The organism is Prescottella sp. D32 (assembly GCF_037287305.1).
GTDB lineage: Bacteria > Actinomycetota > Actinomycetes > Mycobacteriales > Mycobacteriaceae > Prescottella > Prescottella equi.
Window position 1 is genome coordinate 537,182 of sequence record NZ_JARBSW010000002.1, and the last position, 14,090, is coordinate 551,271.

Annotated in this window: 14 protein-coding genes; 5 read left to right on the forward strand and 9 right to left on the reverse strand. The window is 68.3% G+C overall.

Annotation, left to right across the window (positions count from 1 at the left end; all coding sequences use genetic code 11):
- Nucleotides 1-47: 47 nt before the first annotated feature.
- Nucleotides 48-1,349, forward strand: a complete 1,302-nt coding sequence (locus tag PSS76_RS12130; RefSeq protein ID WP_013415092.1) for an HNH endonuclease signature motif containing protein — start codon at nucleotides 48-50, stop codon at nucleotides 1,347-1,349.
- 89 nt (nucleotides 1,350-1,438) lie between these two features.
- Here the strand turns inward: PSS76_RS12130 and PSS76_RS12135 are convergent, their stop codons facing one another.
- Complete coding sequence (locus PSS76_RS12135; RefSeq protein ID WP_013415091.1) at nucleotides 1,439-2,032, reverse strand: TetR/AcrR family transcriptional regulator; 594 nt, start codon at nucleotides 2,030-2,032, stop codon at nucleotides 1,439-1,441.
- A gap of 40 nt (nucleotides 2,033-2,072) precedes the next feature.
- On the opposite strand from PSS76_RS12135, the gene zapE reads away from it, so the two are divergent.
- Nucleotides 2,073-3,095, forward strand: coding sequence for a cell division protein ZapE (gene zapE / locus PSS76_RS12140; protein ID WP_013415090.1), 1,023 nt, complete (start codon nucleotides 2,073-2,075; stop codon nucleotides 3,093-3,095).
- Between the two features lie 76 nt (nucleotides 3,096-3,171).
- Here zapE and PSS76_RS12145 read toward each other — a convergent pair whose 3' ends face one another.
- The 3 genes from PSS76_RS12145 to PSS76_RS12155 all read right to left on the reverse strand — a co-directional run bounded on the left by PSS76_RS12145 (nucleotide 3,172) and on the right by PSS76_RS12155 (nucleotide 6,223).
- Nucleotides 3,172-4,671 (reverse strand): DHA2 family efflux MFS transporter permease subunit, encoded by a 1,500-nt coding sequence (locus PSS76_RS12145; RefSeq protein ID WP_084922423.1) that lies wholly within the window; start codon nucleotides 4,669-4,671, stop codon nucleotides 3,172-3,174.
- Nucleotides 4,668-5,276, reverse strand: coding sequence for a PadR family transcriptional regulator (locus PSS76_RS12150; RefSeq protein ID WP_022594418.1), 609 nt, complete (start codon nucleotides 5,274-5,276; stop codon nucleotides 4,668-4,670). Before PSS76_RS12150 ends, PSS76_RS12145 begins: the two co-directional genes overlap by 4 nt.
- 110 nt (nucleotides 5,277-5,386) lie before the next feature.
- Nucleotides 5,387-6,223, reverse strand: a complete 837-nt coding sequence (locus PSS76_RS12155) for an aldo/keto reductase (protein WP_081121424.1) — start codon at nucleotides 6,221-6,223, stop codon at nucleotides 5,387-5,389.
- 137 nt (nucleotides 6,224-6,360) lie between these two features.
- On the opposite strand from PSS76_RS12155, the gene PSS76_RS12160 reads away from it, so the two are divergent.
- Complete coding sequence (locus PSS76_RS12160; protein WP_084845605.1) at nucleotides 6,361-6,966, forward strand: class I SAM-dependent methyltransferase; 606 nt, start codon at nucleotides 6,361-6,363, stop codon at nucleotides 6,964-6,966.
- Nucleotides 6,967-7,017: 51 nt separating this feature from the next.
- Here the strand turns inward: PSS76_RS12160 and PSS76_RS12165 are convergent, their stop codons facing one another.
- On the reverse strand, nucleotides 7,018-8,724 hold the full coding sequence (locus PSS76_RS12165; protein ID WP_005515019.1) for a 3-ketosteroid-delta-1-dehydrogenase: 1,707 nt from the start codon (nucleotides 8,722-8,724) through the stop codon (nucleotides 7,018-7,020).
- Nucleotides 8,725-8,967: 243 nt separating this feature from the next.
- Between PSS76_RS12165 and PSS76_RS12170 the strand changes: the two genes are divergently transcribed.
- A complete protein-coding gene (locus PSS76_RS12170) occupies nucleotides 8,968-9,765 on the forward strand; it encodes an SDR family NAD(P)-dependent oxidoreductase (RefSeq protein ID WP_013415085.1) in 798 nt (265 codons plus the stop codon).
- A 67-nt stretch (nucleotides 9,766-9,832) separates the two neighbouring features.
- Complete coding sequence (locus PSS76_RS12175) at nucleotides 9,833-10,630, forward strand: SDR family NAD(P)-dependent oxidoreductase (protein ID WP_337456222.1); 798 nt, start codon at nucleotides 9,833-9,835, stop codon at nucleotides 10,628-10,630.
- A 52-nt stretch (nucleotides 10,631-10,682) separates the two neighbouring features.
- Here the strand turns inward: PSS76_RS12175 and PSS76_RS12180 are convergent, their stop codons facing one another.
- From PSS76_RS12180 to PSS76_RS12195, 4 genes are read right to left on the reverse strand one after another with little or no spacing between them, the layout of a single operon-like run.
- Nucleotides 10,683-11,612: an SDR family NAD(P)-dependent oxidoreductase gene (locus tag PSS76_RS12180; RefSeq protein WP_081263982.1), complete on the reverse strand. Its 930-nt coding sequence runs from the start codon at nucleotides 11,610-11,612 to the stop codon at nucleotides 10,683-10,685.
- Nucleotides 11,603-12,415 carry an enoyl-CoA hydratase/isomerase family protein gene (locus PSS76_RS12185; RefSeq protein ID WP_064077094.1) on the reverse strand — a complete coding sequence of 271 codons (813 nt, stop codon included), beginning with the start codon at nucleotides 12,413-12,415 and terminating at the stop codon, nucleotides 11,603-11,605. The genes PSS76_RS12180 and PSS76_RS12185 overlap by 10 nt, the downstream gene beginning before the upstream one ends.
- Nucleotides 12,412-13,428 (reverse strand): TIGR03617 family F420-dependent LLM class oxidoreductase, encoded by a 1,017-nt coding sequence (locus PSS76_RS12190; protein WP_005515025.1) that lies wholly within the window; start codon nucleotides 13,426-13,428, stop codon nucleotides 12,412-12,414. Before PSS76_RS12190 ends, PSS76_RS12185 begins: the two co-directional genes overlap by 4 nt.
- Nucleotides 13,425-14,039 carry a TetR/AcrR family transcriptional regulator gene (locus tag PSS76_RS12195; RefSeq protein WP_084843995.1) on the reverse strand — a complete coding sequence of 205 codons (615 nt, stop codon included), beginning with the start codon at nucleotides 14,037-14,039 and terminating at the stop codon, nucleotides 13,425-13,427. Before PSS76_RS12195 ends, PSS76_RS12190 begins: the two co-directional genes overlap by 4 nt.
- Nucleotides 14,040-14,090: the final 51 nt, after the last annotated feature.

The window sequence follows — 14,090 nt, forward strand, 5'->3', positions numbered from 1 at the left end:
AGCGCTGCACCCTTGACTCGAACATCAGTTCGAACTAGGCTCGTGTCGTGAATCCGGGGGGACTCAACAATTCGGGCATCGCGGCCACCGCGCTGCAGCCTGCCGAGGTGCGTCGACTCGTCGAACCCGACCTCGTGCGGTCGGTGATCGAGATGTCTCGCGAGATCGAACGCCTGGAGGCCCTCAGGGTCGTCGCGGTTGCCGAAATCGACCATCGTGCAGTCTCGTTCGACACCCTCGGCTTCCGGAGTGTCAAGCAGTGGTTGGCCGCGAACACGTTGCTGCAAGTGCCGGCCGCGGCACGGATCCTCGCACTGGGCCGGATGCTGAGCCGGCAGCCCGAGATCGCCGACGCCTTCAACGCCGGCGATGTATCGGCCGAGCATGCGGCGTTGATCGGGAAGTTCTGCGAGACCCCGCCGCGCGGCATGCCCGTGGAAGCGTTGGATGCGTGCCGGAAAGTGTTGCTGGACGCCGCGTCCGGACCCACCGCCACCACCATGACAGTCCGCACCTGCATCTCACGGCTCGAGCGGATCTTCGAATCCGACGAACTCCCACCCAGCGAAGACACCGAACGTAACGAATTCCACGCCTCGAAAACCCTGAACGGACGCGTCAAGGTCAAAGGTGACCTCGACGCCGTCACCGGCGAAATGCTCCTGACCGCACTGTCCGCGCTGACCAAACCCAGGAATCCGATCGACGACCCCGCCGAGAAACGCACCCCGGCACGGCAGCGGGCGGACGCCTTCGCGGAGATCCTGCGCCGCTACCTCGACTCCGGCGACGCCCCCGTCGAGGGCGGCGAGCGGCCCCACCTGTCACTCCATGTGAACGCCGCCGACCTCGCCCGCAGCCAGTCGGCTCACGAGTGGACGCCCACCGATGACGGGTCGGACCTGTTCGGCGACAAAGACATCGCACGCCTACCCCACACGGGGCCGCTGTCCATTGCAACCGCGCGCAGGCTCGCGTGCGACTGTCACCTCACCCCCATCGTCATGGACGACGGCGTCCCCTTGAATCTGGGCCGCAGCAGCAGGACGGTGTCGAAGAAGCAGCGTCGGGCGTTGATCGCCCGCGACCACGGCTGCGCCTTCCCCGGCTGCGGCGCACCACCCGCCCACTGCGAAGGCCACCACGTAAAGCACTGGGCGGACGGCGGACCCACCGACCTCGACAACCTCGTCCTACTCTGCCGCTACCACCACACCTTGCTGCACCACTCCCACTGGGACGTGGAAATCGGCGCCGACAGAAAGCCGTGGTTCACCCCACCATCCACCGTGGACCCCTACAAGAAACCCATCCCCGCCCACAACCGGGCGGGACCACACGCCGCATGACGCTGCAGCCGACACCCCCCTGGGGAAGGGGTGCCGGCCAAAGCGGGCCGGTCAGGCCCGCGACGGAGGCGCGCCGCGACCCCCGCAGGTCACGACTCGGCGAGCGCCGCCAGCCACAAGCGGATCGTCACCCGAAAGCGTTGGGTGCTCGGCGTCGATCCGCCGGCGAGCACCGACCGAGACCCGTACACGGAGTCGAACACCAACCCCTCCAGCAAGCTGATCAGGTCGTGCGCCGCCGAGTCCGGATCGCTTGCACCGAGCGCCTCCAGCAACCCGGTCGCCTTCTCCACCGAGAAGAGGCAGCCCGCCAGCGCGGGGCGAAGCTCCTCGTCATCGGCGGCATCGACAGCCAGGGCGTAACGCGCCAGCACATCCCGCCGCCGACCGGTCATCAGCAACACGATCTGGTCGGCCATGAGATCAGCGGCGCCCTCGACCGAGACGCCGCCGACGCCCGCGCCGTACGCCTCGGCGAACGCAGCCCGCGACCGCTCGGTCAGGCGTCGAACCGCGGCACCCACCAGCGCGTCGCGCGTCCGGAAGTAGTACGACGTCGACCCTTTCGCCAGGCTCAGACGTCGGTCGATCGCCTGATGGGTGACGGCGTGGTTGCCGCCCTCTGCGGCGAGATCGAGAGCGGCCTCGCAAATCGATTCGCGCCGCGACGGACGGTGACTCACGTCTCGATATTGCCAGACTCTACGATGATAGAGTCCAGGCATGCGATGGCCGAGACGCTCGTCCCGCTCGACGACACTGCGGGTACCCGTCGAAGCATTCGACGACGCGGCGTACCGGCAGGGCTACACGATCGACTCCGCCCAGCGGCAGGCAATCTCTCGACTGTGCGAAACGGCCGGCCGCGGCGTCTACCTGTGGGGTCCGGTCGGCCGAGGCAAGAGTTGGCTCATGACAACCTATTTCGCGGCGTTGCCCACCACCTGCAAGAGACGTGTGCACTTCCACGAGTTCTTCCGTGAACTGCATGCCGCGATTCGTCGACACCGGAACGATCTGGATGCGGCGCTCGACACCATCCTCGATGGCGTCCATGTCCTGTGCTTCGACGAATTCCACGTCCACGACGTCGCCGACGCGAAGTTCGTCGAACGCCTCCTCCCGGCCCTCTTCGCCCGGAACATCGCCCTCGTCGTGACCTCGAACTATCCCCCGCCCCGCCTACTGCCGAATCCCCTGTTCCACGACATCTTCGTGCCGACGATCGAGTTGATCGAGCAGTCGCTGGACGTTGTCGCCGTCGATGGGCCGCGGGACTATCGGGCCACGTCGGATCACGTCTCCGGCTTCGCGTCGGGCCGATGGGTGGTGCGCGGCGCCACCGACCCACTGGCCGCGCTGGGGCTCGAGCCCCCGGCACCGGACGAACGGTCCACGCTGGTTCCGTGCGGACATCCGCTGGTCGCACTGCGCGCGGAGGCTCACTGCCTGTGGTTCGACTTCGAGGACCTGTGCGAGCGCACCACCGCGCCGGCGGACTACCTGAAGCTTGCCGCGGAGTTCGACCGATGGGTCGTCAGTGGCATTCCCGATCTGGCGCATGCGGGTCGCGAAGCGGCGCAACGGTTCGCGAACCTGATCGACGTCCTGTACGACCGGGACGTCGAAACCACGTTCGTGGCCGACCTACCCATCGAAGCACTCGTGGCCGAGGGACGCCGTCCGGTCGACATCGACCGAATCATGAGCAGACTCGGGCAGCTGCAACGAGTCGGTACCGACTGAGCGAAACGAGACTCGAAACACGGAAGGCGCAGCCGACCAGTGGTCGGCTGCGCCTTCCGCGAGAACGGAGCCCTCGTCAGTGGCCGGTACTCACCGACTCCCCGTCGACACCCGCCGGCACGGCCTGCTCGGTCGGACCCTTGCGCGGATTGACGAAGAACATCACCGCGACGAAACCGACCAGAAGCGCTGCCGCCGGCAGCATCGCCGACTGGGACATCGCGGTGGAGAACGGCTCACGCACCATCTCCGGAAGCCGACCCACGTGCGAGCCCTCGCCGACCTTCGCACCTCCGCCGACGCCGAGCGTCGACAGTTCGGCGGTGATCCGCGACGTCATGAGCGCGCCCATTGCGGCGCTACCGAGGACGGCGCCGACCTGACGGGTGGTGTTGTAGACGCCCGAGCCGGCACCGACGTGCATGGGCGGCAGGTTCCGGGTCGCGGTGGCGGCCAGCGGTGCCCAGATGAATGCGTTGGACGCACCGATGATCGCCATCGGCAACAGGATCTGCCATACCGGGGTGGTCGGGGTGAGCCTCGTGGCCAGCCATGCGGTCGCGAGGGCGAACACGAGGAAACCGGGGCCGGCGATCATCCGCGGGTGCGCCTTGTCGACGAGACGTCCGACGAACGGCGCGAGGATGCCGGTGACGATTGCCATCGGCGCCATCAACAGTGCCGAACGCGTCGGCGACAGCCCCGTCACGCTCTGCGCGTAGAACATGAACGGCAGCATCACACCGGTGATGGAGAAGCCCATCGCGGCGATACCGACGTTGGCGACGGAGAAGTTGCGGTCCTTGAACAGGCCCAGCGGTACCAGCGGCTCGTTGCGGTTGACCTTCTGCCACCACACGAACACACCCATCACGACGAGGCCGCCGGCGATCAGGCCCCACGCGCGCGCATCCCAGTCGTACGAGTTGCCTTCCTGCAGCCCGAAGACGATGCAGAACAGGCCGATCGCGCTGAGCGCGACTCCGATCATGTCGAACTTGTGGTTGTTCGTCGGCAGCGACGGGACCAGGCGCCACGCGAGCAGGAAGCCGACCACGCCGACGGGCACGTTGACGAAGAAGATCCACTGCCAGCCGAGGTTGTCCAGCAGCACACCGCCGAGGATCGGCCCCACCAGCGTCGCGACACCGGCCACCGAGCCCCACAGGCCCATGGCGGTTCCGCGCTTGTCGGGCGGGAAGATTCGGGTGATGACGGCCATCGTCTGCGGGGTCATCATGGCCGCGCCGAGGCCCTGGAAGACGCGCGCGACGATGAGCATCTCGACGCCGCCGGACAGACCACACCACAGCGATGCGAGCGTGAACACGACCAGACCGATCAGGTACATGTTCTTGGGGCCGAACCGGTCGCCGAGACGTCCGGTGACGAGCAACGGCACCGCGTACGCGAGCAGGTAGGCGCTCGTGACCCAGATGACCGCGTTGACGTCGGCGTTCAGTTCCGCGGTGATGACCGGGTTGGCGACGGCGACGATGGTGCTGTCGACGAGGATCATGAAGAAGCCCAGGCACAGGGCCCACAGGGCCGGCCAGGGCCGTACTTCGGTTTTCATGCGTTGCCCTTCTGATGTGCGAGCCGTGTGGATTCGAGGTGTTCTTCGGTGACCCAGGGAATCTCGCCACTGCGGACGCGGTCGACGAAGGCGCGCAGCCAGTCCACTTCGGCCTGTGCCATCGCCCGGGTGTAGGAGAACGGGATGGTGAACAATTCCGGCACCTCGCGGGCGAACTCCGCCAGGTCGTCGAGGGCGGAGAGTTCGCCGGCGAGCGCTGCTATGCGCTGCTCCAGCAACGCGAGCGCTTCGACGGATTCCAGGTTGTGCAGTTCGGCGAGGCCGAGGGTGAACCGCGGGTACTCGGGAGTGGGAGCGGCGACGGTGTCCGAGACCCATTGCCGCATCGCGGCGCGTCCCGCGGACGTGATCTCGTAGATCGTCCGTTCCGGCCGGTTGCCCTGCCGGTCGGTACCCGACGCGAGCACCAGTCCGTCCCGCTCGAGGCGCTCGACCGTGTGGTACAGCGACCCCGGACGCACCTTGACCACGCGATCCTTGCGGCGGGTGGTCAACAGCTGAAACATCTCGTAGGGGTGCATCGGCCGCTCGAACAGCAGCGCGAGTACCGAGACGCCCAACGGTGTGACGGAGCGCGGCAACATTCCTCACCCCCACTTCCACGCCGTATATTCCACGTGGAATATACGGCCGGGAGTGGAGTGCGGGCAATCACGTTCGCCGCCTGTGACGAGTACCACCGGAACCCGGAAGGTCAGCGGAACTCCACCGGGTCGGGCCCGAGGCGGCCGTCCGGGGAATCCAGCGAGGCGATCGCGAACATGTCGTCGGCCGTCAGTTCGAAGTCGAAGACGTCGAAGTTGCTCGCGATCCGCTCGGGCGTCACCGACTTGGGAATCACCACGTTCCCCAGCTGGATGTGCCAGCGCAGGATCACCTGCGCGGGCGTGCGCCCGTGCGCGTCGGCGATCTCGCGGATCGTCGGGTTCGTGAGCGTGGTGCCCTGCCCGAGTGGACTCCACGCCTCGGTGACGATGCCCATGTCGGCGTGCACGGAGCGCAGGTGCGCCTGCGCGAAGTCCGGATGCAGCTCGATCTGGTTGAGCACCGGGGTCTCCCCCACCGCCTCGACCAGGCGTTCGAGGTTCTCGGCGGTGAAGTTCGAGACACCGATCGACCGGATCCGACCGTCCGCCTTCAGCTGCTGGAAGGCCTTGAAAGTGTCGACATAGCGGTCCTGCGCGGGCGCCGGCCAGTGGATGAGATAGAGGTCGAGGTAGTCGAGGCCGAGTCGGGCGAGGCTGTCGTCGAACGCCCGCAGCGTCGAGTCGTAGCCCTGATCGGAGTTCCACAGCTTGGTGGTGACGAACAGGTCCTCGCGGGCGACACCGGAATCAGCCAACGCGCGGCCGGTCCCGGTCTCGTTCTCGTAGATGCGGGCGGTGTCGATGCTGCGGTAGCCGACGCGTAGCGCCTCACCGACCGCGTCGTACGCCTGGTCGTCCGACACCTGGAACACCCCGAAGCCCAGTTGCGGAATCGTGTTGCCGTCGTTCAGTTCGACGGCCGGTACGGAACTGATGGAGGTCATCTCCAGGGCAACCGCGGCGACGCCCCGACATGTTCCCGCCGTCCCAGAACGTGGACCCCGGCGGCGCCCGTTGCGCGGTGCTCGACTGCGGGCCTACGTTCGTTCCAGGTGGTCGGATCTCCGGAAAGGGACGGCCGATGAACCTCGGGTACCGGTTGGCGTATCGGGCGGGCTTCACCCCGTGGGAGATGGCCGGCCGGGCGATCTTCGCGGAGCAGTTGAACCACCTGCTCGACGCCGTCGCCGTCCCCGGCGAGGCGGCGGCCCGGGCTCTCGACCTCGGTTGCGGAACCGGTGACCACTCGATCGAGCTGGCGAAGCGGGGATGGTCGGTGACCGCCGTCGACTCCGTGCCGCTCGCGATCGAACGGGCCCGCGCGAAGCTGCCCGTGGCCGGCGCGGACGTGAGGTTCGTACTCGGCGACGTCACGCATCTGCCCGCCTACGTCGACGACCACTACACCTTCGCCCTCGACGTCGGTTGCTTCCACGGCCTCACCGACGAATGCCGCGTCGCCTACGGCCGGGGCCTCACCGCGGTGACGGCACCGGGCGCCCGGTTGCTGATGTTCGCGTTCTCGCCCGGGCGGCGCGGACCACTGCCCCGAGGTTCGTCCCGGCGCGACGTCGAGCAGGCGCTGGCCGGGTGGGAGGTCGTCGGTGACGACGCCATGGACACCGGTAGCGCGCCCGGTCTCCTCGCACGGGCCGAACCACGGTTCTTCCGCCTGGTCCGCAACTGACGGAGCGGCCCACCACATCGTCGATGTGGTGGGCCGCTCCGAGTCGATCCGTCAGGCGTCGACGGTCCGTTCCGCAGCGTCGTGCGCCGCGATGTAACCGAACACCAGACCCTGGCCGATCGTCGCGCCGGCGCCCGGGTAGGTGTGACCGAACGCGTTGGCCGCGGTGTTGCCGATCGCGTACAGACCCTCGACCGGGCTGCCGTCCTCGCGCACCACGCGCGCCCGCTCGTCGGCCTGGACACCACCGCAGGTGCCGAGGTCGCTGAGCGTCATCTTCACCGCGTACAGCGATCCGCCGGTCAGCGGCCGCAGGTTCGGGTTCGGCTGCTGGGTGGGGTCGCCGTAGTAGCGGTCGTAGGCGCTCTGGCCGCGCTGGAACTCGCTGTCGGTGCCCGTCGCCGCGTCCTCGTTGAACTTGCGGAACGTCTCCGTGAACGCATCCTCGGGCAGGCCGGCCTTGCGGGCCAGCTCGGCCGGGGTGGACGCCTGGTGGGCGATGCCCGCCTTGTACCAGGACTCCGGCAGCGGCTGACGCGGGAACAGCCCGGCCGCGAAGATGTAGCTGTTGCGGTACTTCTGGTCGAACACGATCCACTGCGACTCGATCGGGTCGCCGGCGCGCTCGCGCTCGAGAACCTTCTGGCCGTAGGACATGTAGTCGATGGACTCGTTGATGAACCGACGACCGGTGTGGTCGACGATGAACGAGCCGGGCAGCGAACGCTCGGCGAGCATCACCGTCGGCGGACGACCCGGCAGCGCTGCCACGGCGGGGAACCACCACGACTGGTCCATCAGGTCGGTCGTGGCGCCGACTTCCTGGGCGATCCGGATCGCGTCGCCGGTGTTGCCCTCCGCACCGAGGCTCTCGTGCTCGCCGAGGCTCTCCGACTGGTACTTGTGCCGCATCGCCATGTCGTGGTCGAAACCACCGGCCGCGAGCACCACACCGCGACGCGCGGTCACGGTGACCTCACGGTCGCCCTGCGTGACGACGGCGCCGGTGACCCGATCGCCCTCGGTGACCAAGCGCACCAGCGACGTCTCGGTCCAGACCGGGATCCCGGCGCGAACCACACCGGCGAACAGACCCGCGGCGAGCGCCTGGCCGCCGGCCATGTACTCGCGACGCAGCGCGAGGCCGCCGACGCCCTGGGCGAGACGCTTGACGACGCGCGGGATGCCCTTCTGGGGCACGCGCGCCATGAGGTTCATCCACTTGTAGTCGGCGCCCGTGGTGGGCATCGGCATCGGGGCCTCCATCAGGCCCGGACGCAGACGCGGACGCTCCGGTCCGAGGATCGAGGCGTCGAACGGACGGCATTCACAGGTGCGGCCGATCGCCGATCCGCCAGGCAGTTCGGGGTGGTAGTCCGAGTAGCCCTCGGCCCAGAAGAACTTCATCGGCGTCGTGCGCTGCAGCAGTTCGACGGTGGCGGCCGAGTTGTCGACGAACGCCTTGCCGCGTTCGGCGGGTGCGGTGCCGCCGACGACGGCGCTGACGTAGGTCTGCGCCCGCTCGTGGGAGTCACCGGCGTTCGCCTCACGGAGGATCGGGTTGTCGGGCAGCCAGAATGCGCCGCCCGAACGTGCCGTCGATCCGCCAACGTACTTCGTCTTCTCGACGATGAGGGTGGACAGTCCCAGCTCCTTCGCCGCAAGTGCTGCGGCCATTCCGGTGCCGGCGCCGACGACCAGCAGGTCGACGGTGATGTCGCGCGCGGTGGGTGTGACCGCGGCAGGACTGGTGGCCATGAAAACTCCTTCGCCTGGTTGTGGGAGCACGCTAGGTAGGTCCGACGCGGACATAAAGCCGCAATCCCATTCGCTGGGAGTTTCGCACTCCAGGCCCGCCGGAAATGGGGGTCCCGGCCAGTGGAATCCGGGGCGTACTGCGATCCACGTCACACCATAATCGGGGACATCTGGACTGAGCGGTCGACCGATCAGCCAGGCCGTTCCCGACCGTCGGGAGCGCGGAAACGAAGGGACCGATACATGATCGACGCAGCCAAGTACGGGCCGTGGGCCGTCATCGCAGGCGGATCCGAGGGCGTCGGCGAGGAGTTCGCCGTCCAACTCGCCGAGGCCGGCCTGAACCTCGTGCTCCTGGCCCGCAAGCCGGAGCCGCTCGAGGTGGCTGCCGAGAAGGCCCGCGCGAAGGGCGTCGAGGTCCGCACGCTGTCGGTCGATCTCACCGCTGCCGACATGCTCGACAAGATCCGCAGCGTCACCGACGGTCTCGAGGTGGGCCTGCTCGTCTACAACGCGGGCGCCAACACGTACGGCCACGAGTTCGTCACCGGCGACCTCGACCGCTTCCAGCAGGTGATCGACCTCAACATCACCGGTCAGCTCAAGCTGATCCAGCACTTCGGCGCACCGATGAAGGATCGTCGCCGAGGCGGCCTGCTGCTGGTCGGCTCGATGGCCGGTTTCCTCGGCGCCTCCCAGATCAGCATCTACGCGGGCGTGAAGTCGTTCTGCCGCACCTTCGCCGAGGGCCTGTGGCTCGAGATGCGCGAATACGACGTCGACGTCCTCGAAATGGTCCTCGGCGTCACCCGCACCCCTGCGATGGCCCGCGCCGGGCTGAACATGGACATCCCCGGCCTGAACGTCTCCGAACCCGCGGACGTCGCGGCGCAGGCACTCGCCAACCTCGGCAACGGACCCGTGGTGGTCGCGAAGGGCAACGAGTCGGCCGTCGAGAAGCGCAGCGGCGGCAACCGTGCCGAACTGCTGCTGGCCGCGCAGGCCGCGTCGAAGGCGATGCTGCCGCCGGCCAGCAAGTAGCAGACCGCGGCACGAGAAACACCTGCGCCTGCGCCTGCGCAGATTCGAACGACGAGGGGATCGAATCATGATCGACATTGCCAAGTACGGGCCGTGGGCCGTCATCGCCGGCGGCTCCGAGGGTGTGGGCGCGGAACTCGCCGTCCAACTCGCCGAGGCGGGCCTGAATCTGGTTCTGCTGGCCCGCAAACCGGGGCCGCTCGAGGCGACGGCGGAGCGCGTCCGCGCGAACGGCGTCGAGGTGCGCACACTGTCCGTCGATCTGACCGAGGCGGACGTGCTCGACAAGATCCGCACCGTCACCGACGGTCTCGAGGTGGGCCTGCTCGTCTACAACGCGGGCGCCAACACCTACGGCCACGAGTTCGTCACCGGCGACCTCGACCGCTTCCAGCAGGTGATCGACCTCAACATCACCGGTCAGCTCAAGCTGATCCAGCACTTCGGCGCACCGATGAAGGAACGTCGCCGAGGTGGCCTGATGTTGATGGGCTCGATGCAGGGCATGTCGGGGTCGGTCCGGATCAGCATCTACGCCGGCGTGAAGTCGTTCTGCCGCACCTTCGCCGAGGGCCTGTGGCTCGAGATGCGCGAATACGACGTCGACGTCCTCGAAATGGTCCTCGGTGTCACCCGCACCCCGGCGATGGACCGGGCCGGGCTGAACATGGACATCGACGGCCTCCATGTCTCCGAACCGGCGGACGTGGCGGCGCAAGCGATAGCGAACATCGGGAACGGCCCGGTGTTCGTCACCAAGGGCAACGAGGAGAAGGCCGAGCGTCGCAGCGGCGGCGATCGCGTCCGGATCCTGCTCGACGCGCACGACGAGGCACTGCAGATGCTTCCGCCGGAAACTGTGTAGCTCAGCCCTTCCGGGGTCGGCCGCGCACTTGCGACCGGCCCCGGTTTCGCGTTCAGCCGCCGACGAGTTGCTCCGACAGTTCCCACAGCGCCTCTGCGGTCGCCGGATCCACGGCATGCCGGGACGCCCTGCCGACGGCGCAGTCGGCGAGGTACGCCCCGCCCGCGGAGTCCAGTTCCGTGGCGGTCGCCGCCCACACCGATGTCGCTGCCGCGGCGGGGATGGACTTGAGATTCTCCAGCAGGCCCGGCTTCCCGGCGCTCATCGCCTTCATCTCGGCGAAGTCGTCGCGGGACATGTACCGCGACAGGCCGGTCGCGCACACGCCGGGATGCACTGCGAATGCCTGGATCCCGCTGTCCGCGTACCGCTTCTGCAGCTCGATCGTCATGAGGACGTTGGCCGCCTTGGACTGCGCATACGCGACGAACTTGTCGTACTCCCGGTCCCGGAAGTTCGGATCGGCGAGATCGACGGCATGCGCGCGATGCGCATCCGACGACACGGTGACCACCCTGGACGGGGTCCCGGCCCCGCCTGCCGCAGCGATCAGGTTCGGCAGCAGCAGCGTGGTGAGCAGGAAATGACCCAGGTGGTTCGTGCCGAATTGCAGCTCGAACCCGTCGGCGGTGCGCTCGAACGGCGTGTACATCACACCGGCGTTGTTGATCAGCAGGTCGATCGGCTGCCCGCCCAGGCTCTCGGCGGCGCCGCGAACGCTCGACAGGTCGGCCAGATCGATTGCCGTGACGAGCAGTTCGGCGCCGGGCACGGCCTCACGGACGCCGTCGGCCACGATCGCGGCGGCGTCACCGTTGCGGGCCGCGAGGATCACCGTCGCGCCGGCGGCAGCCAGCGCTCTTGCGGTTTCCCCGCCGAGACCGCTCGTCACTCCGGTGACCAGAGCGGTGCGGCCGGTCAGGTCGACGCCGACGAGCACGTCATCGGTGGTGGTGTCGGGTCCGAAAACGTTCACTTCCAAGGCAATTCCTTCCAATCGGCGGATACCCGCGCCGTCCAGTCGGGGTCGCGGCGGTCGAGGAAGGCGCGCACGCCCTCCGCTGCGTCCGCGGTGCCCATGACCCGGTGGTGCAGTTCGGTCTCGTATCCGGCCACCTCGCGGGGCGCGAAACCCTTTCGTGCGCTGTCCCACAGCAGTCGCTTGCTCAGCGCCGCAGACATCGGTGCGACATTGGTGGCGATGTCCCGCGCCGTGGCGAGCGCGGCGGGCAGAACCTGGTCGGCGGGCAGCGACCGGCTCGCGAGCCCCAGCCGGACCGCCTCGAGGCCGTCGAAGGTGCGCCCGGTGAGCAGGACGTCCGCGGCCACCGCCAAGCCGGCGACGCGCGCGACCGTCCAGTGCGACATCATGTCGGGCACGACACCGCGCCGCACCTGCGGGATCGCATACTTCGCGTCGTCGGCGACGATGCGGATGTCGGCCTGCATCGCGAGAGTCAGGCCGATCCCGATCGCGTGCCCGTTGACGGCCGCGATCACCGGTTTGCGGATCTCGAACGCGGCCGGGTCCACCGGGGACGCGGAGAAGCCGCTGTCGGTCGGGGAGGCGAACGTCTCGCCCTCCGCAGTGAGATCGGCACCCGCGCAGAAAGCCGGCGGGGTGCCGGTGAGAACGACCGCGCGGACCGCATCGTCGGCGTCGAGTTCGCCGTACAGGTCACCGAGACGGCGACCCATGTCACCGGTGAACGCGTTGCGCGCCGCCGGCCGATTGAGCGTGAGAACCGCGACGCCGCCGTCGATCTCGATCAGCACGTCGTTCACGGCGTCAGCTCCCGCACCGCCGCGACGAGATCGGCGATGTGCCCGTCCCGAATCGGGTAGCCCGGAAAGTAGCAGCACACGCGGTCGCTGTAGGCACCGAACCGATCGACGATCTCGGCGGCGCATTCCTCGGGCGTGCCGTGCACCGCGAGGGTCGTGAGCATCTTGTCGTCGATCAGCTCCGCCATCGCGGCGTACTCGCCGACCTTGGATAGGGCGTTGAGCTCGGGTTGCAGGTCCCCCCAGCCCTCGACGTCGAGGACGGGGCGGTAGGCGGGCGTGGATCCGTAGAAGGCGAGCAGGCTCCGCACGCCGCGCGACGCCGCGGCCAGTTCGTCCGGGGTGCGTCCCGTTCCCACGATCACCTGCGGGTAGATCGCGAGATCCGCGGCGTGGCGTCCGGCGCGGTCGAGCCCCTCCTCGATCGCCGGCAGCGTGCGCTCGCGGTAGTGCCGAACGCTGTTGAACGGCATGACGAGCAACCCGTCTGCAACCTCGGCGGCGGTGCGCGTCATCACCGGTCCGAGCGCGCCGAGACAGATCGGGGGCGGACCGTACGGGTTGGGTCCGGGGTCGAACGTGGGCGGCATCAGCGTGTGGGTGGTGAACTCCCCCTCGAACCGCAGGCGCGAATTACCTTCCCACGCATCGAAGATCGCCTTCACCGCGAGAACGATCTCCCGCATCCGGGCGGCCGGACGCGACCACTCGGCACCGTACCGCTTCTCGATGTGCGGCCGGATCTGAGAGCCCAGCCCGAGGCGGAAGCGGCCGCGGCTGAGCGTCTGCAGGTCGTACGCGGTGTGCGCGAGGTGCATCGGACTGCGCGGCAACGCGATCGCGACGTTCGTCATGAGGTCGGCGTCGACCGCCCCTGCGGCGGATACCAACGGGAGGAACACGTCGTGCGGACCCTCGAACGTGAACAGACCGTCGACGCCGAGTTCGGCGAGCTCCCGCGCGCGGGCTGCCGCCTTCTCCGGGCGTCCGTCGAGTTGGACGTCGATCTTCACGACTCGCTCTCCTTCACCTCTACAGCCAGTTCGTCACCGTGCGCGGCCAGCACGTAGAGCGCGCCGGCGAGGGCGGCCACGAACGCGTCGGCGCCCGCTCCGCCCTGAGTGAGCCCTCGAATCGACGTGGTGCCGGTGAGGATCTCGAACAAGGTGGCCGCGTCCACCGGTCCCGGAATCTCCCCTCGGTCCGCTGCGAGCTCGATTCGAGCGGTGAAGGCAGCCCGCACGGGATCCTGCAGCGAGAGCAACCTCGCACGATCCGCATCTGTGCGAATGTCGGCCAGCAGCCCGGGCACGCCCGCGCGGGCAGCGGGACTCGCCGACCGGGACAGGAAGACTCGCACCCATGTAGCCAGGTCCGCACGCAGATCGTCCGTGGCCTCGGGCAGCCTGTGCGCGCCCGGTCCGTGAACCGCGTCCTCGAGGAGCGCCTCCCGCGTGGGCCAGCGGCGGTAGATCGCCGGGGCGCTCACGTTGGACCGGCGTGCGATCGCCGAGATCGTGGTCTGCTGATAGCCGACCTCGCGGAGCAGTCGCCGCGCGGCGACGAGGACCGCGTGATCCTTTCCGGGGTCACGGGGTCGACCGATGCGGGGCGAGGTCTCCATTACGTTTCACGTTAATACGTTACGTTTTTCCGCGGGCCCGATTCGCATAAT

Excerpts from the sequence above, each read along its gene's own strand:
- PSS76_RS12170 (WP_013415085.1), top strand. The coding sequence starts at position 8,968 with ATGATCGACGCAGCCAAGTACGGGCCGTGGGCCGTCATCGCAGGCGGA.
- PSS76_RS12195 (WP_084843995.1), bottom strand. The coding sequence starts at position 14,039 with ATGGAGACCTCGCCCCGCATCGGTCGACCCCGTGACCCCGGAAAGGAT.
- zapE (WP_013415090.1), top strand. The coding sequence starts at position 2,073 with ATGCGATGGCCGAGACGCTCGTCCCGCTCGACGACACTGCGGGTACCC.
- PSS76_RS12150 (WP_022594418.1), bottom strand. The coding sequence starts at position 5,276 with ATGTTGCCGCGCTCCGTCACACCGTTGGGCGTCTCGGTACTCGCGCTG.
- PSS76_RS12165 (WP_005515019.1), bottom strand. The coding sequence starts at position 8,724 with ATGGCCACCAGTCCTGCCGCGGTCACACCCACCGCGCGCGACATCACC.
- PSS76_RS12175 (WP_337456222.1), top strand. The coding sequence starts at position 9,833 with ATGATCGACATTGCCAAGTACGGGCCGTGGGCCGTCATCGCCGGCGGC.
- PSS76_RS12160 (WP_084845605.1), top strand. The coding sequence starts at position 6,361 with ATGAACCTCGGGTACCGGTTGGCGTATCGGGCGGGCTTCACCCCGTGG.
- PSS76_RS12145 (WP_084922423.1), bottom strand. The coding sequence starts at position 4,671 with ATGAAAACCGAAGTACGGCCCTGGCCGGCCCTGTGGGCCCTGTGCCTG.
- PSS76_RS12155 (WP_081121424.1), bottom strand. The coding sequence starts at position 6,223 with ATGACCTCCATCAGTTCCGTACCGGCCGTCGAACTGAACGACGGCAAC.